The sequence below is a fragment of the Acidisoma cellulosilyticum genome (assembly GCF_020621385.1).
GTDB classification, from domain to species: domain Bacteria; phylum Pseudomonadota; class Alphaproteobacteria; order Acetobacterales; family Acetobacteraceae; genus Acidisoma; species Acidisoma cellulosilyticum.
This window is the reverse complement of the sequence record NZ_JAESVA010000005.1, coordinates 349303-368348: the sequence shown is the minus strand read 5'-3', so window position 1 is coordinate 368348 and position 19046 is coordinate 349303. Positions and strand designations below refer to the sequence as shown.

16 protein-coding genes, 3 tRNA genes and 1 pseudogene are annotated in these 19046 nt (G+C 62.7%); all 20 read right to left on the bottom strand.

Going from position 1 to position 19046, the window contains the following annotated elements:
• Positions 1 to 2: 2 nt before the first annotated feature.
• The 20 genes and pseudogenes from nuoK to ACELLULO517_RS16550 all read right to left on the bottom strand — a co-directional run bounded on the left by nuoK (position 3) and on the right by ACELLULO517_RS16550 (position 18966).
• Positions 3 to 311: an NADH-quinone oxidoreductase subunit NuoK gene (gene nuoK, locus ACELLULO517_RS16645; protein WP_227308526.1), complete on the bottom strand. Its 309-nt coding sequence runs from the start codon at positions 309 to 311 to the stop codon at positions 3 to 5.
• A gap of 1 nt (position 312) precedes the next feature.
• A complete protein-coding gene (locus tag ACELLULO517_RS16640) occupies positions 313 to 1026 on the bottom strand; it encodes an NADH-quinone oxidoreductase subunit J (RefSeq protein WP_406566275.1) in 714 nt (237 codons plus the stop codon).
• A 12-nt stretch (positions 1027 to 1038) separates the two neighbouring features.
• Positions 1039 to 1527 carry an NADH-quinone oxidoreductase subunit NuoI gene (nuoI, locus tag ACELLULO517_RS16635; RefSeq protein ID WP_227308524.1) on the bottom strand — a complete coding sequence of 163 codons (489 nt, stop codon included), beginning with the start codon at positions 1525 to 1527 and terminating at the stop codon, positions 1039 to 1041.
• Between the two features lie 48 nt (positions 1528 to 1575).
• The gene (gene nuoH / locus ACELLULO517_RS16630) at positions 1576 to 2580 is read right to left on the bottom strand and encodes an NADH-quinone oxidoreductase subunit NuoH (protein WP_227308523.1); all 1005 of its coding nucleotides are present in this window, start codon (positions 2578 to 2580) and stop codon (positions 1576 to 1578) included.
• Between the two features lie 9 nt (positions 2581 to 2589).
• Positions 2590 to 4644 carry an NADH-quinone oxidoreductase subunit NuoG gene (nuoG, locus tag ACELLULO517_RS16625; RefSeq protein WP_227308522.1) on the bottom strand — a complete coding sequence of 685 codons (2055 nt, stop codon included), beginning with the start codon at positions 4642 to 4644 and terminating at the stop codon, positions 2590 to 2592.
• A 5-nt stretch (positions 4645 to 4649) separates the two neighbouring features.
• Entirely contained in the window at positions 4650 to 5972 is a 1323-nt protein-coding gene (gene nuoF / locus ACELLULO517_RS16620) for an NADH-quinone oxidoreductase subunit NuoF (RefSeq protein WP_456304392.1), read from the bottom strand.
• 180 nt (positions 5973 to 6152) lie between these two features.
• Positions 6153 to 6764, bottom strand: a pseudogene (locus ACELLULO517_RS16615) (complex I 24 kDa subunit family protein); the annotation flags it as partial.
• 2 nt (positions 6765 to 6766) lie between these two features.
• Positions 6767 to 7993: an NADH-quinone oxidoreductase subunit D gene (locus ACELLULO517_RS16610; RefSeq protein ID WP_227308520.1), complete on the bottom strand. Its 1227-nt coding sequence runs from the start codon at positions 7991 to 7993 to the stop codon at positions 6767 to 6769.
• A 3-nt stretch (positions 7994 to 7996) separates the two neighbouring features.
• Positions 7997 to 8575 (bottom strand): NADH-quinone oxidoreductase subunit C, encoded by a 579-nt coding sequence (locus ACELLULO517_RS16605; RefSeq protein ID WP_227308708.1) that lies wholly within the window; start codon positions 8573 to 8575, stop codon positions 7997 to 7999.
• Positions 8576 to 8636: 61 nt separating this feature from the next.
• Positions 8637 to 9209 carry a NuoB/complex I 20 kDa subunit family protein gene (locus tag ACELLULO517_RS16600; RefSeq protein ID WP_264481528.1) on the bottom strand — a complete coding sequence of 191 codons (573 nt, stop codon included), beginning with the start codon at positions 9207 to 9209 and terminating at the stop codon, positions 8637 to 8639.
• A 5-nt stretch (positions 9210 to 9214) separates the two neighbouring features.
• Positions 9215 to 9586, bottom strand: coding sequence for an NADH-quinone oxidoreductase subunit A (ndhC, locus tag ACELLULO517_RS16595; RefSeq protein WP_264481527.1), 372 nt, complete (start codon positions 9584 to 9586; stop codon positions 9215 to 9217).
• A 249-nt stretch (positions 9587 to 9835) separates the two neighbouring features.
• Positions 9836 to 9912: transfer RNA gene (locus ACELLULO517_RS16590), tRNA-Asp, on the bottom strand.
• A gap of 282 nt (positions 9913 to 10194) precedes the next feature.
• Positions 10195 to 10269: transfer RNA gene (locus tag ACELLULO517_RS16585), tRNA-Val, on the bottom strand.
• A gap of 286 nt (positions 10270 to 10555) precedes the next feature.
• A complete protein-coding gene (locus tag ACELLULO517_RS16580) occupies positions 10556 to 10825 on the bottom strand; it encodes an HU family DNA-binding protein (RefSeq protein ID WP_227308518.1) in 270 nt (89 codons plus the stop codon).
• A 246-nt stretch (positions 10826 to 11071) separates the two neighbouring features.
• Positions 11072 to 13450, bottom strand: a complete 2379-nt coding sequence (gene lon / locus ACELLULO517_RS16575) for an endopeptidase La (RefSeq protein ID WP_227308706.1) — start codon at positions 13448 to 13450, stop codon at positions 11072 to 11074.
• 107 nt (positions 13451 to 13557) lie between these two features.
• On the bottom strand, positions 13558 to 14811 hold the full coding sequence (clpX, locus tag ACELLULO517_RS16570; protein WP_227308517.1) for an ATP-dependent Clp protease ATP-binding subunit ClpX: 1254 nt from the start codon (positions 14809 to 14811) through the stop codon (positions 13558 to 13560).
• A gap of 255 nt (positions 14812 to 15066) precedes the next feature.
• Positions 15067 to 15711: an ATP-dependent Clp endopeptidase proteolytic subunit ClpP gene (gene clpP, locus ACELLULO517_RS16565; RefSeq protein ID WP_227308705.1), complete on the bottom strand. Its 645-nt coding sequence runs from the start codon at positions 15709 to 15711 to the stop codon at positions 15067 to 15069.
• Positions 15712 to 15924: 213 nt separating this feature from the next.
• A complete protein-coding gene (gene tig / locus ACELLULO517_RS16560) occupies positions 15925 to 17250 on the bottom strand; it encodes a trigger factor (protein WP_227308516.1) in 1326 nt (441 codons plus the stop codon).
• A 111-nt stretch (positions 17251 to 17361) separates the two neighbouring features.
• A tRNA-Leu gene (locus tag ACELLULO517_RS16555) sits at positions 17362 to 17446 on the bottom strand.
• 89 nt (positions 17447 to 17535) lie between these two features.
• Complete coding sequence (locus tag ACELLULO517_RS16550; RefSeq protein WP_227308515.1) at positions 17536 to 18966, bottom strand: NAD(P)H-hydrate dehydratase; 1431 nt, start codon at positions 18964 to 18966, stop codon at positions 17536 to 17538.
• Between the last annotated feature and the right edge of the window lie 80 nt (positions 18967 to 19046).

Below are 19046 nucleotides of genomic sequence, written 5' to 3'. Positions count from 1 at the left end.
TCTCAGCCCTTCATCAGATTGACGTCTTCGACCGCGATCGAGCCGCGGTTGCGGAAGTAGGTGACGACGATGGCGAGCCCGATGGCGGCCTCGGCCGCGGCCACCGTCAGCACGAACATCGTGAAGATCTGCCCGGTGAGGTCATGCAGCTGGCCCGAAAAGGCCACGAAGTTCAGGTTCACCGCGAGCAGGATGAGTTCGATCGACATCAGGATGGTGATGACGTTCTTCCGGTTCATGAAGATCCCGAAGATGCCCACCACCAGCAGGATGGAGGAGACGACCAGATAGGGGCCGATGCCAATGGGCATATCAATGCGCTCCCGGCTTATGCGTGACGGCGACATGATCTGTCTCCGGCAGCGTGATCTTCTCGCCCGGCGCGGCCAGCGCCGGGCCGGGCCGCAGGATGCCGAGCTGCTTCACGCCGACGCCGATCGGCACATCCATCATGGTCAGCGTATCGGCCGGCTGGCGGGCGTTCTGACGCGCGATGTTCTGTGATTTCGAGCGCGTCCGTTCCCGATGCGTCAGCACGATGGCGCCGATCATGGCGACCATCAGCACGACCGATGAGGTTTCGAACAGGAAGGCATATTGCGTGTAAAGGATACGGCCGATGGCGTCGGTATTGCTGATGCCAAGCGGCATCGGCGACATACGCAGCACGGCGGCCGCCGGTGCGATCTTCCAACCGCCCACCGCCATCACCAGTTCCAGCAGCAGGATGATGCCGACGACAGCGCCGATCGGCGCGTAGCGCTGCACGCCCGCGCGCAGTTCGGTGAAGTCGATGTCGAGCATCATGACGACGAACAGGAACAGCACCGCGACGGCGCCGACGTACACGATCAGCAGGATGAAGGCCAGGAACTCGGCCCCCGCGATCAGGAACAAGGCAGCCGCGTTGAAGAAGCACAGGATCAGGAACAGCACGGAATGAACCGGGTTCCGGGACGTCACCACCATCACCGCGGAGACGATGAGGATGGCGGCAAAGATATAGAAGAAGATTTGAGCGAAGATCATGGCGCGCTGTTACCGGTACGGGGCGTCTAGTTCGAGGCGCCGTGCAATCTCCGGCTCCCAGCGGTCGCCGTTCGAGAGCAGCTTGTCCTTGTTATACAGCAGCTCCTCGCGCGTTTCGGTCGCGTATTCGAAATTCGGGCCTTCGACGATCGCATCGACCGGGCAGGCTTCCTCGCAGAGGCCGCAATAGATGCATTTCACCATGTCGATGTCATAGCGCGTGGTCCGGCGGGAGCCGTCTTCGCGCGGTTCGGCTTCGATGGTGATGGCCTGGGCCGGGCAGATCGCTTCGCACAGTTTGCAGGCAATGCAGCGCTCCTCCCCATTGGGATAGCGGCGCAGCGCATGCTCACCCCGAAAACGCGGGGATAGCGGCCCCTTCTCGAAGGGATAGTTGATCGTCACCTTCGGCTTGAACATGTAGCGGAGCGTGATGGCCATGCCGCCGACGAGTTCCGTCAGCAAGAGGCTGCGCGCTGCACGGTCGAGGACACCCATTATTCCATTCCCCTTTTAGTCGTCGCAGCCAAGCTGGCTTTATGAAACTCAGCCATGGGGCAGCCATCCGAAGATTTCGAGCGCGGCGGCGGTCAGCACCATCCAGCCGATCGACAGCGGCAGGAAGACCTTCCAGCCCAGACGCATCAGCTGGTCATACCGGAAGCGCGGGAAAGTCGCGCGCACCCAGATGAAGACGAACATGACGAAGCAGATCTTGAGGATCAGCCAGATCGGTCCGGGAATGAAGGCCAGGAACGGCACCGGCGACATCCACCCACCCAGGAACAGGATGGAGGTCATCGCACTCATCAGCGTCATATTCGCGTATTCGCCGAGGAAGAACATGGCGTAGCTCATGGAGGAATATTCCACCATGAAGCCCGCGACGATCTCGCTCTCGCCTTCCGCCAAGTCGAAGGGCACGCGGTTACATTCGGCCAGGCCCGAGATGAAGAAGACGATGAACATCGGGAAAAGCGGAATGCAGAACCAGAGACCGTTCTGCGCGCGCACGATGTCGTTCAGGTTCAGGCTGCCGACGCACAGCAGGACGCAGACCATGACGAAGCCGATGGAGACTTCGTAGCTGACCATCTGCGCGGCCGAGCGCAGCGCACCGAGGAAGGCGTATTTGGAATTGGACGCCCAGCCGGCGATGATGATGCCGTAGACGCCGAGCGAGCTGATCGCGAAAAGATACAGAATACCGACATTGATATTGGCGACCGCCAGGTGGTTGCCGGTCGGCACCACGGCCCAGGCGACCATGGCAAGGCCGAAGGTCAGCATCGGCGCGATCATGAACAGAACCCGGTTCGCGCCGCTCGGCACGATGGTTTCCTTCATCACCATTTTGACGGCGTCGGCGAAGGGCTGCCACAGACCGAAGGGGCCGACGACATTCGGCCCTTTGCGCAGCTGCATGGCCGCCATCACGCGGCGTTCGCCGTAAGTGGCGTAAGCCACGATCATCAGCAGCGGGACAAGCACCGCCAGCGTCTCAAGGGCCGCGAGGATGATCTGGCCCAGAATGGTGGAGAAGAAACCCATGACCGTCTCTTACTCCGCCGCCTGCAGAACGGGGACGTAGGTCTCAGTACAAGCTTGCATGGTCGGGCTCGCGCGGCTGATCGGATCGGTCTGGTAGTAATCGGCGATGGCAATCGCGAAAGGCGCGCTGCTCAGCGCCGCACCGGTATTAACCGGGCCGGTCTTATCTGTCGTCGCCAGTCGCGTGAAGGTATCAACGGTGCCGAAGATCGGGTTGACGGCGACCAGACGCGCGCGGAGGGCGGCGATGCTGTCATAGGGCAAGGTCTTGCCGATCACCGCGCTGAAGGCGCGCAGGATGCGCCAATCTTCCTTGGCATCACCCACCGGGAAGGTCGCCGGCTGAATGCACTGCACGCGGCCTTCGGTATTGACGTAGGTGCCGCTCTTTTCAGTGTAAGCGGCGCCCGGCAGAATGACATCGGCGCGGGCCGCACCGCGATCACCGTGATGGCCCTGATAGATGACGAAGGTTTCCGGCGCGATGGCGCTGGCCGCGAATTCATCGGCACCGAGCAGCCAAAGCACATCGACGCCACCGGCGACCATGCTGGCCCAATCCTTGGCACCGGCTGCCGGCACGAAGCCGAGGTCGAGCGCGCCGACACGGGCCGCGGCCCGATGCAGCACGTTGAAACCGTGCCAGCCTTCGACGAAGCCACCGACTTTTTCAGCCAAGGCCCAGGCGGCGGCCAGAACGGCTGCACCACCGGGACCCTGCAAAGCCCCCTCACCCACCACGATCATCGGCTTGGCCGCACCGGCGAGCACGTCCGCGAAAGCGTGGCTGCCGTCGAGCAGCGCGGTGATCGCGTCGGGGCCGGCGCCCAGGATCTCGGACGGATAGGTCAGATCGGCCGCCTGGCCGATAACACCGACGGGAAGGCGGTTCTGGCGCCAGCGCTTGCGGATACGGGCATTGAGGATCGGCGCCTCGTGACGCGGATTGGTGCCGATCAGCAGCAGCGCGTCAGCCTCTTCGATGCCGGCGATGGTGCTGTTGAACAGATAAAAATCACGGCGGCTGGTGTCGAAAGCGGCACCGCCCTGACGGGCATCGACGTTGCGGGAGCCGAGCGAGGCGAGCAGGTCCTTCAGCGCCAGCATGCTCTCGGCATCGGCGAGGTCACCCGCCAGCGCGCCGATACGATCACCGGCGACATCCTTCAGGCGGCCGGCGATGGCGAGAAAGGCCTCTTCCCAGGTCGCGGGCTGCAGCTTGCCGCCCACGCGCAGCCAGGGCTTGTCGAGCCGGCGACGGGTAAGACCGTCCACGATATGGCGGGACTTATCGGCCAGCCATTCCTCGTTCACGTCCTCATTCAGGCGCGGCAGGATACGCATGACCTGCGGACCGCGCGTATCGATGCGGATGGCGGAGCCGACGGCGTCCATCACGTCGATACTGTCGGTCTTCTTCAGCTCCCACGACCGGGCGCTAAACGTATAGGGTTTGGAGGTCAGCGCGCCGACCGGGCAGATATCGACCAGATTGCCGGACAGCTCCGACGACAGAGCCTTCTGCACATAGGTGGTGACTTCCATATTCTCGCCGCGCGAGACACCGCCCAGTTCCGGCACGCCCGCGATTTCGGTCGCGAAGCGGATGCAGCGCGTGCACTGAATGCAGCGCGTCATGACGGTGCGAACGAGCGGCCCCAGGTCCTTGTCGCGCTGCGCGCGCTTATCCTCGGTATAGCGGGAATGGTCACGGCCATAGGCCATGGCCTGATCCTGCAGATCGCATTCGCCGCCCTGATCGCAGATCGGGCAATCCAGCGGATGGTTGATGAGCAGGAATTCCATCACGCCGCGACGGGCCTTGCGGGCCAGCGGGCTGTCGGTCTTCACCACCATGCCCTCACCCACCGGGAAAGCGCAGGAGGCGACGGGCTTCGGCGCCTTCTCCACTTCCACCAGGCACATGCGGCAATTGGCGGCGACCGAAAGCCGGTCATGGAAGCAGAAGCGCGGGATTTCCTTTCCGGCGGCTTCCGCCGCCTGCAGCACGGAGAAGCCGGCAGGAACCTCGACCTCAATCCCGTCGATGGTCAGCTTGGTCATCGGTGCTACTCCGCCGCGATCGCCATGGGTTGCGTGGCCGTGGGAGACAAGCCGCGCGCCGCCTTATAGGCGGCGATGCGCTCCTCCATCACGGGGCGGAAATGCCGGATCAGGCCCTGAATAGGCCAGGCCGCCGCGTCACCCAGCGCGCAGATCGTATGGCCTTCGACCTGACGGGTGACCTGCTCAAGCATGTCGATCTCATCGACTTCGGCGCGGCCTTCGACCATGCGGTTCATGATCCGCATCATCCAGCCCGTGCCTTCGCGGCAAGGCGTACACTGGCCGCAGCTTTCATGCTTGTAGAAAGCCGAGATGCGCGCGATGGCCTTGATCAGATCGGTTGACTTGTCCATCACGATGACGGCGCCGGTGCCTAGCCCTGAGCGCATTTCGCGCAGGCTGTCGAAATCCATCAGCGCCTTTTCGGCCATGTCCTTGGTGATCATGGGGACGGAGACGCCGCCCGGAATGATCGCCAGAAGATTGTCCCAGCCGCCGCGCACGCCACCGGCATGCTTGTCGATCAGCTCGCGCATCGTGATGCCCATCGATTCCTCGACGGTGCAGGGCCGGTTCACATGGCCCGAGATGCAGAACAGCTTGGTGCCCTGGTTCTTGTCGCGGCCAAAGCTCGCGAACCATTGCGCGCCACGGCGCATGATGGTCGGCGCGACCGCCACCGTCTCGCAATTCGTGACCGTCGAGGGCAGACCGTACAGGCCCATCGCCGCCGGGAAAGGCGGTTTGGAGCGCGGCATGCCCTTTTTGCCTTCGAGGCTTTCCAGCATCGCCGTCTCTTCGCCGCAGATATAGGCGCCGGCACCACGATGCACGAAGACGTCGAAATCATAGCCCGAGCCGGAAGCGTTCTCGCCGATCAGGCCGGCCGCATAGGCCTGCTCTACGGCTGCCTGCAGACGCGTATATTCCAGGTGATATTCGCCGCGGATATAGCAATAGGCGGCGGTCGCGCCCATCGCGAAACCGGCGAGCAGACAGCCCTCGACCAGCTTATGCGGTTCGTTGCGCAAAATCTCGCGGTCCTTGCAGGTGCCGGGCTCGCTCTCATCGCAATTGACGATGAGATAGGCCGGCTTCGCGCCGCGATCCTTCGGCATGAAGGACCATTTCAGACCGGACGGGAAACCTGCGCCGCCACGGCCGCGTAGGCCGGACGCCTTGATCTCATCGACCACGGCAAAACGGCCGCGCGCCATGATATCGGCGGTGCCGTCCCAATCGCCGCGCGTGCGGGCGCCGTCCAGCCCCCAATCCCGCTGACCGTGCATATTGGTGAAGATGCGGTCCTTGTCTTCAAGCGCCATGACCATGTCTTACGCTCCTGGCTTGGCAGCGGGATCTGCCGGCGGCGGATTGGCGGCGGCGGCCGCCTGCGCGGCGGCTTCAGCGGCGGCGGCCTCGGCGGCAGCGCGCTCGGCCGCTTCCGCCCGCTCGCGCTTCACCACGGCATATTTCTCCGGCGACCAGAATTCACCGGCATGGGTCAAGGTCGTCGGGCCGCCTTCGGCCTGCGACCCCAGACGATCGATGGTCGGGCCCGCCGCCGGCGGTTCGCCGCGACGGAAGGCATCGAGCAGCGCTTCCGTGCGCGGACCGTCGAGATCCTCGTAATAGGATTCGTTATTGACCTGCATCATCGGCGCATTGACGCAGGCGCCGAGGCATTCGACCTCGGCCATGCTGAAGAGGCCGTCGGCGCTGACTTCGCCGAAATGCGACAGGCCGGTTTTCTTGAAGCAGGCAGCCACGACATCGTCCGACCCACGCAGCCAGCAGGGCGTCGTCGTGCAGACCTGCAGGTGATAGCGGCCGACCGGCTTGAGGTTGAACATCGTGTAGAAGGTCGCGACTTCGTAGACACGGATCGGCGCCATATCCAGCACCTCGGCGACCACATCCATCGCCACCTGCGGCACCCAGCCGCTATTGGTGTGACGCGCCATCTGCTTCTGCACTTCGTACAGCAGAAAAATGACAGCGCTCGCCTTCCGCTCGGGCGGATAGCGCTTCAGGATCGTCTCGATCTCGGCGAGGCTTGCGGCATCGAAAGCGAAGCTTGCCGGCTCCGCGACCTCGGCAACGTGGGAAGAGCTCATGATTACCTGTCGATTTCGCCGAAGACGAGGTCGATGGACCCGATGATGGAGACCGCGTCGGCCAGCATGTGGCCCTTGGCCATCTTGTCCATGGCCTGCAGATGGGCAAAGCCCGTGGGCCGGATCTTGCAGCGATAGGGCTTATTGGTACCGTCCGCGACCAGGTAGACCGCGAATTCGCCCTTGGGCGCTTCGATGGCCGTATAGGTCGCGCCCGCCGGCACATGGAAGCCTTCGGTGAAGAGCTTGAAGTGATGGATCAGCGCTTCCATCGACCGCTTCATCTCACCCCGATTAGGCGGCGTGAACTTATTGTCCAAAACGCGCACCGGACCGGGCTTCATCTTGGTCAGGCACTGGCGGATGATCTTCAGGCTCTCGCGCATTTCCTGCACGCGCACCAGGTAACGATCATAGCAATCGCCGTTGCGCGCGACGGGAATATCGAAATCGACTTCGCTGTATTTGGAATAGGGCTGCGAGCGCCGCAGATCCCACGGCACGCCGGAGGCGCGCAGGTTGGGACCGCTGAAACCCCAGTTCAAGGCTTCCTCGGCCGTGACGATGCCGATATCGACGGTGCGCTGCTTCCAGATGCGATTGCCGGTCAGCAGGCCTTCCATATCGTCCAGAAAGCCCGGGAAGGTATCGCACCAGGCCAGCATCCGGTCTTCCAGACCCGCCGGCAGATCGCGATTGACGCCACCCGGACGGATGTAATTCGCATGCATGCGCGCGCCGGACGCGGCTTCATGGAATTCCATCAGTTGCTCGCGCACCTCATAGCCCCAAAGGCTCGGCGTCGTCGCGCCGACATCGAGCGCGAAGGAGGTGACATTGAGCAGATGGTTGAGGATGCGGGTGACTTCCGCGAACAGCGTGCGGATCCACTCGGCGCGCTCCGGCGCTTCGATGCCCAGCAGCTTCTCGATCGCCATCACATAGCACTGTTCTTGTGCCATCGGGCTGACATAATCGAGCCGGTCGAAATAAGGAATATTCTGGATATAGGTCCGATATTCCATCAGCTTTTCGGTGCCGCGATGCAGCAGCCCGACATGCGGATCGGCGCGGTCCACGACCTCGCCGTCCATTTCCAGGATCAGGCGCAGCACGCCATGGGCGGCCGGATGCTGGGGACCGAAATTCAGCGCGTGGCTGTCGATCTCGATGACGCGGGTCTCAGGATTGACGATCGTGTGTTCCGACACGGTGGCGGTTTCGCTCATGTCTCAGCCCTCCCGATGGGCTTTCTCGTCACCGGGAAGCGTCGTCATGCCTTCCCAGGGCGAGATGAAATCGAAGCGGCGGAAATCCTGAACCAGCTTAACCGGCTCATAGACGACCTGCTTGCGCTCCTCGTCGTAGCGGACCTCGACATAGCCGGTGAGCGGAAAGTCTTTCCGCATCGGATGCCCGACGAAGCCGTAATCGGTGAGGATGCGGCGCAGATCGCTTTGGCCCGAGAAGGGAATGCCGAACAGGTCCCAGGCCTCACGCTCCCACCAGGTCGCGACCGCCCAGATATGGGAGACGGAGGGAACCGGGGTCACGCCGTCCGTCGTCACGATGACGCGGAGGCGATGGTTCAGCGAGACGGAGAGCAGATTGTAGACGACCTCGAACCGCTCGGCGTTCTGCGGCCAATCGACGCCGCAGATATCCATCACCTGCTCGAAAGCGAAGCGCGGATCGTCCTTCAGCACCGTCATCAGCTCAAGCAGCGAGGCGAGATCGGTGCGGATGACGATCTCCCCCACGGCGATCTTGGCCGAGAGAACGCGCTGCAGACCGCCGACAGCCGCGCACAGCGCCTCGGTCGGCGTCAGAACGACAGGGACCTGATCCTCGGTCGGTGCGGTCTCAGGGGTATCAGCCACGGAGGATGGTCCCCGTGCGGCGGATCTTCTTCTGCAATTGCATGATCCCGTAGACGAGGGCTTCGGCCGTCGGCGGGCAGCCCGGGACATAGACGTCCACCGGCACGATGCGGTCGCAACCGCGCACCACCGAGTAGGAGTAGTGGTAATAGCCGCCGCCATTGGCGCAGCTACCCATGGAGATGACGTAGCGAGGCTCGGCCATCTGGTCGTAGAGCTTGCGCAGCGCCGGGGCCATTTTATTGGTCAGCGTGCCGGCGACGATCATGACGTCGCTCTGGCGGGGAGAGGCGCGCGGGATGACGCCCATACGGTCAAGATCGTAGCGCGGCATATAGGCGTGGATCATCTCGACCGCGCAGCAGGCCAGGCCGAAGGTCATCGGCCAAAGGCTGCCGGTGCGCGCCCAATTGACGATCCTGTCCAGATTGCCGACGACGAAGCCCTTGCCGGTGATCTCACCGGTAATGGCCTTCATCACCGCGTCCTGATCCGGCCCCGGCGGCAGCTCACGCCCGTTCCAGACGAGCTCGGTTCCGGTATCGCCGGACATTGAACCGCTCATCGCTGTCACTCCCAATCCAGGGCGCCCTTGCGCCATGCGTAGACATAGCCGACCCCAAGCTCGGCCAGGAAGGCGAGCATGGTCAGGAAACCCATGATGCCGATATGCGAGAGGCTGACGGCCCAGGGAAAGAGGAAGGCCACTTCCAGGTCGAAGATAATGAAGAGAAGGCAGACGAGGTAGAAGCGCACGTCGAAACGGCGGCGCGCATCGTCAAACGGCTCGAAACCGCATTCGTAGGCAGACAGTTTTTCGGCATAAGGCTTCTGGCGGGCGGCAAGCATCGCCCCTGCCATCATGGCACCGGCGATCACCGCGGCGATCGCTCCAAAGATCAGAATGGGCCAGTACTGCGAAAGCAGAGGTTGCACCTTCATCTCCTCGGTCGAAAGCCAGAATAGGCAGAGCACTTATGCAGCGCTTTGCCGCATTTGCGAACGGGACCCTAATCCCTCCGCCCGCGCCGCGCCACCCCTCTTAAGCCACTGTCATGAAAGACTTGTAATCATGGCACACCCAGCCGCAAGGCATGGCAAAACATGCACCAAACGCACCGAAAAGCCAGGGGGACCCTTGGCTTTTTCGATGATGACAGATTGATTTATGAAGGGGAAGATTGTCGCCACTGGCGCGAGTGACGGGGCTCGAACCCGCGACCTCCGGCGTGACAGGCCGGCGCTCTAACCAACTGAGCTACACCCGCAGCGACGGGAGGGGAATTAACCCGCTGGCCTGACAGCGTCAAGCGCGCAAACCCCGGAAAAACGCCGTTCTGCTCAGCTGGCGGAGATAGCCGCCATCCTGCCTTTGGGCGTTGACATCAAGTTGACGCATATTCCGTGATTCGCGTGGATGCCGTGTCGGCCCCTGCCCGGCCCGCCTGAAACGGGCTTTTCCGGCCCTGTCTCCGCGATCAAAGCCAACGCGAAAGACCGCGCGCGCTGTGGACAGTAAACATGCAGATGGAAAAGGACTGGATAAGGACTGGTGGGCGGTGACGGATTCGAACCGCCGGCCCTCTCGGTGTAAACGAGACGCTCTACCGCTGAGCTAACCGCCCGCTAGTCGAACCAAGCAAAGATCGGCGGCAAGGCCATCCGATCAAGCAATCAAGGAATGGGAGACCGGGTAGCGTCCCGATGCATGCAGCACAAGTGCGCTGGACGCATCGGGCTTTGCCTTATCGTCCGGGATCTCTGTGCCCGGCCAATCAAGACCGGACTTCGATCCCAAACCAGGCCGCCGGCGGGGATCACTCCACCACCCGGCGGCTTAAGCTTGACGTCAAACCGCCCCGTCAGAGCAACCCTTGGCACAAGGGCGCAAAGGCGGGGTGAAGCGCCTGATTAGTTCAGCGAGTCCTTCAGAGCCTTGCCGGGCTTGAAGCGCACGGAGGTAGAAGCCGGAATGGCGATCTCCTCACCGGTGCGGGGATTGCGACCCGTGCCGGCCTTGCGATGGGCGGTCACGAAGTTGCCGAAACCGACCAGACGCACTTCAGAGGACTTCAGCCCTTCCGTGATCTTGGCGAAAACCGCGTCCACAACCTCACCGGCCTTAGCGCGGGAGAGATCGGTCGCTTCCGCAACCGCCGCGATCAAATCATTTTTGTTCACGCTCGAACTCCCTGTTCTCAAAAAATCAAACCCACGACGTGGAATCCCCGGGCATCTGGGTCCGGGTGTCTGCGGGCTACCAACCAACGGTTCGTACCGACATCGGCACAAGCCGGAAGCGTCTTGGGCTTGCAGCACAAGCTGGCAAGCCATGTTTTGTGCCTAAAGATGCCATAGGGCAGGAAAAAGGCGGCGGATAGTCACCCGCCGCCTTTTTCAGTCACGTTTCTGTAGAAAACCAGCCGATTAATGGGGCAGAAGCGGCGCCTTCGCGGACGCTTCCGATTTCGCGGGAATCGCGTCCTCATCAGGCTCGGACCATTCGATAGGCTCCGGCTTTCTTGCCAGCGCCTGGCTGATCACATCGTCCACATGTGAAACGGGTATGATCTTGATGCCCTTCTTCACATTATCGGGAATTTCCGCCAGGTCCTTCTCGTTTTCCTTCGGAATGAAGACCGTCGTGATCCCGGCACGCAGCGCCGCGAGCAGTTTTTCCTTCAATCCGCCGATCGGCAGGACTCGGCCGCGCAGCGTGATCTCGCCCGTCATGGCGACATCGCGCCGCACCGGAATGCCCGTCAGCACGCTGACGATGGAGGTCGCCATCGCGATACCGGCGGACGGACCATCCTTCGGTGTCGCGCCTTCCGGCACATGGACATGGATGTCCCGCTTCTCGAACAGCGTCGGCTTGATGCCGAAGGTGATGGACCGGCTGCGCACGTAGCTGATGGCGGCCGCCACACTCTCCTGCATCACGTCGCCGAGCTTGCCGGTCTGCTTCACGCCACCCTTGCCGGGCAGCAGCACACTTTCGATGGTCAGGATCTCGCCGCCGACTTCCGTCCAGGCCAGGCCCGTCACGACACCGACCATGTCTTCCGACTCGGCCTCGCCGTAATGGAACTTCTTCACGCCGGCATAGGTCTCAAGATTTTCCGCCGTGAAATCGACCTTGGTGGCTTTGCCGGTGACGATCTCCTTCACCGCCTTGCGGGCGAGATTGGCGATCTCACGCTCCAGACTGCGGACGCCGGCTTCCCGCGTGTAGTAGCGGACCAGATCGCGCAGCGCCTCATCGGCGACCGACCACTCATCCTTCTTCAGGTTATGGGCCTGACCCTGTTTCGGCACGAGATGACGCTTGGCGATCTCGATCTTCTCATCCTCGGTGTAACCGGGGATGCGGATGATCTCCATGCGGTCCAGCAGCGGCTGCGGCATGCGCAGGCTATTCGCCGTCGTCACGAACATCACGTCCGACAGGTCGTAATCGACCTCCAGGTAATGATCCGCGAAGGTGGCATTCTGCTCCGGGTCCAGCACTTCCAGCAGAGCCGAACTCGGGTCACCGCGCCAGTCGGCGCCCAGCTTGTCGATCTCGTCGAGCAGGAACAGCGGGTTGGAGGTCTTGGCCTTCTTCATGCCCTGGATGACCTTGCCCGGCATCGAGCCGATATAGGTCCGGCGATGGCCGCGCACTTCCGCCTCGTCCCGCACGCCGCCCAGCGACATGCGGACGAAGTTACGGCCCGTGGCATGCGCGATCGATTTGGCGAGCGAGGTCTTACCCACACCCGGCGGCCCAACGAGGCAAAGGATCGGACCCTTCAGCTTCTGGCTGCGGACCTGCACCGCCAGATATTCCAGGATGCGTTCCTTGATCTTCTCCATGGCGTAGTGCTCGTCATTGAGCACCTTTTCCGCACCATCGAGGTCAGACTTTATCTTGCTGCGCTTCTTCCAGGGGATGGACAGAATCCAATCCAGGTAATTGCGCACGACGGTCGCTTCCGCGCTCATCGGGCTCATCGTGCGGAGCTTCTTCAGCTCGCCCAGAGCCTTTTCGCGGGCTTCCTTGGACAGTTTGGTCGTGCGGATCTTCTCTTCGATCTCCGCCGTCTCGTCCTTGCCGTCCTCGCCCTCGCCGAGTTCCTTCTGGATCGCCTTGAGCTGCTCGTTCAGATAGTATTCGCGCTGGGTCTTCTCCATCTGCCGCTTCACGCGGTTACGGATGCGCTTTTCCACCTGCAGAACGCCGATCTCATTCTCCATATGGGCGAAGAGCCGTTCCAGCCGGTCGCCGACGACGCGGGTTTCCAGCAGTTCCTGCTTCTCGGCGATCTTGAGCGTGAGGTGGCTGGCGACCGTATCGGCCAGCTTGCCCGAGTCGTCGATCTGGTTCAGCGAGACCAGGACTTCCTGGGCGATCTTCTTGTTGAGCTTGATATACTGCTCGAACTGGCCGACGACCGTGCGGCCGAGCGCTTCCAGCTCCTTCGGGTCGCCCAATTCCTCCGCCAAGGGCTCGACCTCGGCCTCGAAGAAATTATCGACCTCGGTGAAGCGCGTCACGGTCGCGCGGCTGGAGCCTTCGACCAGCACCTTCACGGTGCCGTCCGGCAGTTTCAGCAGCTGCAGGATCGTGGAGACCGTGCCGACGCGATAGATATCGTCTGCCGTCGGATCATCCTGCGCCGCGTTTTTCTGCGCGACGAGGAGGATCTGCTTGCCTTCCTTGGCGACCGCCTCCAGCGCGCGGACGGATTTCTCGCGTCCCACGAAGAGCGGCACGATCATATGCGGAAACACCACGATGTCCCGCAGCGGTAGGACAGGCATGCGGCCTTCAACAGGCCTCTGCTCTTCCTTCACTTCATTCTCACTCACGATGACCTCCTTTCAAGGACAGTCTCTCTTCATCTTCGGGCCCGTCAGCGGCACCCGAATCAGGCACTCTCTTCAGCCCGTTCCTTGCCGTAGGTGAACAAGGGCTCGGCCCGGCTTTCGGCGACTTCGCCGTTGATGACGACTTCCTCGACATTGCTCAGGCCGGGAAGCTCGTACATCGTGCTCAGCAGGATCTGCTCCATGATGGAGCGCAGGCCGCGCGCGCCGGTCTTGCGCTTGATGGCCCGGCCCGCCACCGCCTTCAAAGCCTCGTCCGTGAAGTTCAGCTTGACGCCTTCCATTTCGAACAGACGGCCATACTGCTTGACCAGAGCGTTCTTCGGCTTGGTCAGGATTTCGATCAGCGCGCCTTCGTCCAGGTCTTCCAGGGTCGCGAGCACAGGCAGACGGCCGATGAATTCCGGGATCAGGCCGAAGCGCAGCAGATCCTCGGGCTCAACCTCCCGCAGCAGCTCGCCGGTACGGCGCTCGTCCGGGTCCTTCACCGAAGCCCCGAAACCGATGCCGGACCCTTTGCCACGGGCGCCGATGATCTTGTCGAGGCCCGCGAAGGCGCCGCCGCAGATGAACAGGATATTGGTGGTGTCGACCTGCAGGAATTCCTGCTGCGGATGCTTGCGGCCGCCCTGCGGCGGCACGGAGGCGACCGTGCCTTCCATGATCTTCAGCAAGGCCTGCTGCACGCCCTCACCGCTCACGTCGCGGGTGATCGAGGGATTGTCCGACTTGCGGCTGATCTTATCGACCTCATCGATATAGACGATGCCGCGCTGCGCGCGTTCCACGTTGTAGTCAGCCGCCTGCAACAGCTTCAGGATGATGTTCTCGACATCCTCACCGACATAGCCGGCTTCCGTCAGCGTCGTCGCGTCGGCCATGGTGAAGGGCACGTCCAGCATGCGGGCCAGGGTCTGCGCGAGCAGCGTCTTGCCCGAGCCGGTCGGCCCGATCAGCATGATGTTGGACTTCGCGATCTCCACATCATTGTGCTTCTGACCGTGGGCCAAACGCTTGTAATGATTGTGAACCGCGACGCTCAGCACCTTCTTCGCATGTGTCTGGCCGATGACATAATCGTCCAGCACCTTGCAAATTTCGCGCGGTGTGGGCACGCCATCACGCGACTTCACAAGATGCGTCTTGTTCTCCTCACGGATGATATCCATGCAGAGTTCAACGCATTCGTCGCAGATGAAGACCGTCGGTCCTGCGATAAGCTTGCGCACTTCGTGCTGGGACTTGCCGCAGAACGAGCAGTACAGGGTGTTCTTAGAGTCGCTGGTCTTGCTCATGGCAGGCTCCTCTCCCGGGTCGGCCCAGGCGTCAGTCTGTCAGACTACGCCCCGGAAGCTTTAAAAAACAAGGTGGTGGCCCGATCGCCCCGACAGCCGGGCCCGCCTTCACATCAAAGACCTTATCGCCGGGGCGCAAATCAGGGGATGCCTGCGCCCAGGCTCGTCGCCGATTAGGTATTCGCGGACAAAGCTATCCAAGTTTCAGGCCATCCCGCCGTGCTGCGTTGCGCGGCGGGAAGACCGGTCTTGGTGTCAGCTCGTCTTCGTCTCATCACCCATGGCCGGGCGGCTATCCACGACCTCGTCGATCAGACCGAATTCCTTCGCCTCGACCGCCGACATGAAGCTGTCACGCTCCAGCTTCTTTTCGATGGTGTCGAGCGATTGGCCCGTATGCTTGACGTAGATCTCATTCAGGCGCTGGCGAATCCGGAGGATTTCCTGCGCCTGGATCTGGATATCCGTCGCCTGACCCTGCGCACCGCCGGAGGGCTGATGCACCATGATCCGGGCATTCGGCAGCGCGAAGCGCTTGCCGGCCGCACCTGCCGTCAGCAGCAGGCTGCCCATCGACGCGGCCTGCCCAATGCATACGGTGCTGACCGGGCAGCGGATGTATTGCATGGTGTCATAAATCGCGAGGCCCGACGTCACCACGCCGCCGGGGCTATTGATGTAGAAGGCGATATCCTTGGTCGGATTCTCGCTCTCCAGGAACAGCAGCTGGGCGCAGATCAGCGAACTCATCTCATCGAAGACCTGACCGGTCATGAAGATGATTCGCTCTTTCAACAGGCGCGAATAGATGTCGTAGGAACGCTCACCGCGAGACGTCTGCTCGACGACGATCGGAACCAGCGTGTTGTTATAGACGGTTAAGGGGTCCCGGTCTTGCATGCTCAGTCCTTTCCCCGCGCGGGCATCAGCCCGCAGCGTCACGATGCGATAGGGGGACATTTCCTCATGAACCTGTCCGTGTCGCAAGAGCTCTCGGCCTAGAACCGACCCTGGCGTTTGCCGTCCCATAATGGCGACGGGCTTTCAGCCAGAGGCGACCTGCGGCCTCAAGGCAATGTGAGGCCGCAGATCGAAAATTAAAAGAGGGGACGATTATTCCTCGGACGCAGCAGCCGTCAGCTCTTCCTGGGAAACCGCCTTGTCCTCGACCTTCGCGAGTTCGAGCACATAGTCCACGACCTTCTCTTCGAAGATCGGGCCGCGCAGGAATTCCGCCGCCTGCGGGTTTTTGCGGAACATGTCGAGCGCTTCCTTCTGGCGGGCGCCATACATCATGCTGTGCTGGAAAATCGCCCGGTTCAGCTCGTCATTGGTGACGGTGATGCCGTTCTTCTGGCCGATTTCGGCGAGCAGCAGACCGAGGCGGACGCGACGATCGGCGATCGCCTGATACTCGGTCCGCAGCGTGTCCTCGTCCTTGTCCTTGTCGGCTTCGTCCAGACGGCCGGCCTTGCGCTCCTCCTCCAGGCGATCCCAGATCTGCTTGAATTCGCTGGCAGAGAGGGTCGGCGGCACGTCGAAGCTGATGCGTTCGGCGAGCGCGTCGAGCAGCTGGCGCTTCAGATTCTGGCGGGCTTCCGAGTCGAGCTCGCGCTGCAGACGGTCCCGAATGAACTTCTTGAGGTCTTCCAGATCCTCGAAGCCCAGTTCGGTCGCCAGCGCGTCATCGGCGGTAGCGGTCTCGAAGGTCTTCAGGCCCTTGGCGGTGATGTCGAATTCGGCATCCTTGCCGGCCAGTTCGGCCGCACCGTATTCGGCCGGGAAGGTCACCTTGATGGTGCGGTTTTCACCGGCCTTGATGCCGTCCAGCTGCTCGGCGAAGCCCGGAATGAAGCCCGTGCCACCGATCTCGACCGACACATCGCTCGCGCTGCCGCCTTCGAAGGCGACGCCGTCGATGCGGCCCAGGAAATCCACCACGACCGCGTCGCCGGCAACGGCCGCACGGTCCTCGGTGACGTCGATTTCCTTGCGGCGGCTCTTCAGCAGATTGTCGAGGCCCTGAGTCACGGCATCGTCGGTCGGCTCGGCCTTCAGACGGGTCAGCGTGATCTCACCCAGGTTCGGCACCGAAATCTCGGGCAGGACTTCGAGTTCGAGCGTGAATTCCAGGTCCTTGTCTTCGCCGGCGGAGACGAGGTCCACCTTCGGCTGCATGGCCGGGCGGATGCCGCGCTCGGAGAGCAGCTGGCGGGTCGCCTCGTTCACCGATTCGTCGGTCACTTCGGCCATCACGGCGGAGCCGTAGCGCTTCTGCAGCAGGCTCATGGGCACTTTGCCCGGACGGAAACCGGGGAGGCGCATGGTGCGGCCCAGTTCAACCAGCCGCGCCTGTCGCTTCTGGTCGAGCTCAGCGAAGGGCAGCGTGACGGTGAAAGCCTGCTTCAGCCCGTCGGACTGGGTTTGGTTGATCTGCATTTGAAAGACTGGGCTCCGGTCGAACGAAAAGGCGTTAGGGTTAATCCGTGAAGGCGAACGGATCGGCGGGCGGAGAGAGACCGCAAGGCCGAAGCCCGAACGCGGCAAGAATGGTGCGGGCGGAGGGACTTGAACCCCCACGACTTGCGTCACCAGAACCTAAATCTGGCGTGTCTACCAATTTCACCACGCCCGCAGGCCGATGGCCGTAGGGGCGGCGCTTTACAGGAGAAGTGCCACCCCCACAAGCGTGGGCGTAACAGAGCTTGATTGAAAATTGGGCCGTTAGCGGCGCTGCAATGCAGCAAGGGCGCGGCGCAGGCCGTCGGCCAGATCCTCCGCGATCAATCCGGCGCCGCCGCTGTCGGGGTCAGCCAGGTTGGCAGCCTCCCCATGCAGCCAGACGCCGGCGGCGGCCGCGCTCCACGGCGCCATGCCCTGGGTCAGCAGCCCAGCGATGATGCCGGCCAGCACATCGCCCGACCCGGCGGTCGCGAGCGAGGGCGGGGCGTTGTGATTGATGGCGGCCCGCCCGTCCGGCGCCGCGATGACGGTATCGGCGCCCTTCAGCACCACGACCGCGTCGATCCGACGCGCCGCCGCGCGGACCGCCGCCAGCTTATCCTGTCCAACGGGACCAAAGAGTTTCGCGAACTCCCCGCCATGCGGGGTGATGATGGTGACACCGCGCAGCTTTTCCGGCGCGCCCGCGCAGGCACCAAGGGCATCGGCATCCGCCACGATCTGCCGACCCGCCGCGATAAGCTGGGGCAGTGTCGCCCGCGCGCGGTCGATTCCTAACCCAGGACCGCAAATCCATGTCTTACGACGTTGATCCTGCAGCAATTCATCGACCGGGCTTTCCGTCACGATCAAGCCCGGCTCGGTCGCGCGCAACACATCGCCGTTGCCGGCGACGACGATCGTCAGCAGCCCGGCCCCTGCCCGTCTGGCGCCGAGGGACGCCATCCGCGCGGCACCCGCCATCTCACTGCCCGCAAGGACCGTCAGCATGCCGCGCGTATATTTCTGCCCAGCCATGGCAAGCGGGGGAATGTCCCAAAGATCAGGACCATTGGCGAAAGTCTTCACCTGATCTGTGAGCAGAACGCCGGCAGGCATGCCGATATCGGCGAGCACGATCTCTCCACATAATTCCCGGCCCGGCAGAAGCAGATGGCCGGGCTTGAGGCGGAAGAAGGTGACCGTGAAATCGGCTGGCGCCACGCGCCCTTTCGGCTGGCCGGTGGCGCCGTCCAATCCACTCGGCACATCCACGGCGACGATCCGCTTGGCCGATGATAATACTTTAGAAACAGACTCTTCTATGTCGCGGCTAAGACCGGCGCCGAAGATTGCATCGATGACCAGATCGGCGCGGCCGGCGGCCTGTTCGGTGAATTCGGTCCTCGGCCCGCGCCACTGCGCCGCCATCACCGCCGCATCCGTGCCCGGATTCGGTTCCGCCAAAGCCGCGACAGTGACGGGCCAGCCTTCCTGCGCCAGATGCCGGGCGATGACATAGCCGTTACCGCCATTATTGCCGGGACCGCAGAGCACGAGGGTGCGGCAGGGCGCGACGCGTCGAATGATGGCCCGCGCCACCGCCCGCCCGGCATTCTCCATCAGCGTTACACCCGCAACGCCGAGCCTGGGTGCAGCGCGATCGACCGCCGCCATCTCATCAGGTGTCAGCAATTCGGACGGAAAGCTCATGTCATTCCCTCAGACAAGCGAAAGCCCGAGGATCATGCCCCCTGGCCTTCATCAGCACCAGCCGACTGCCGCCGGCCTTA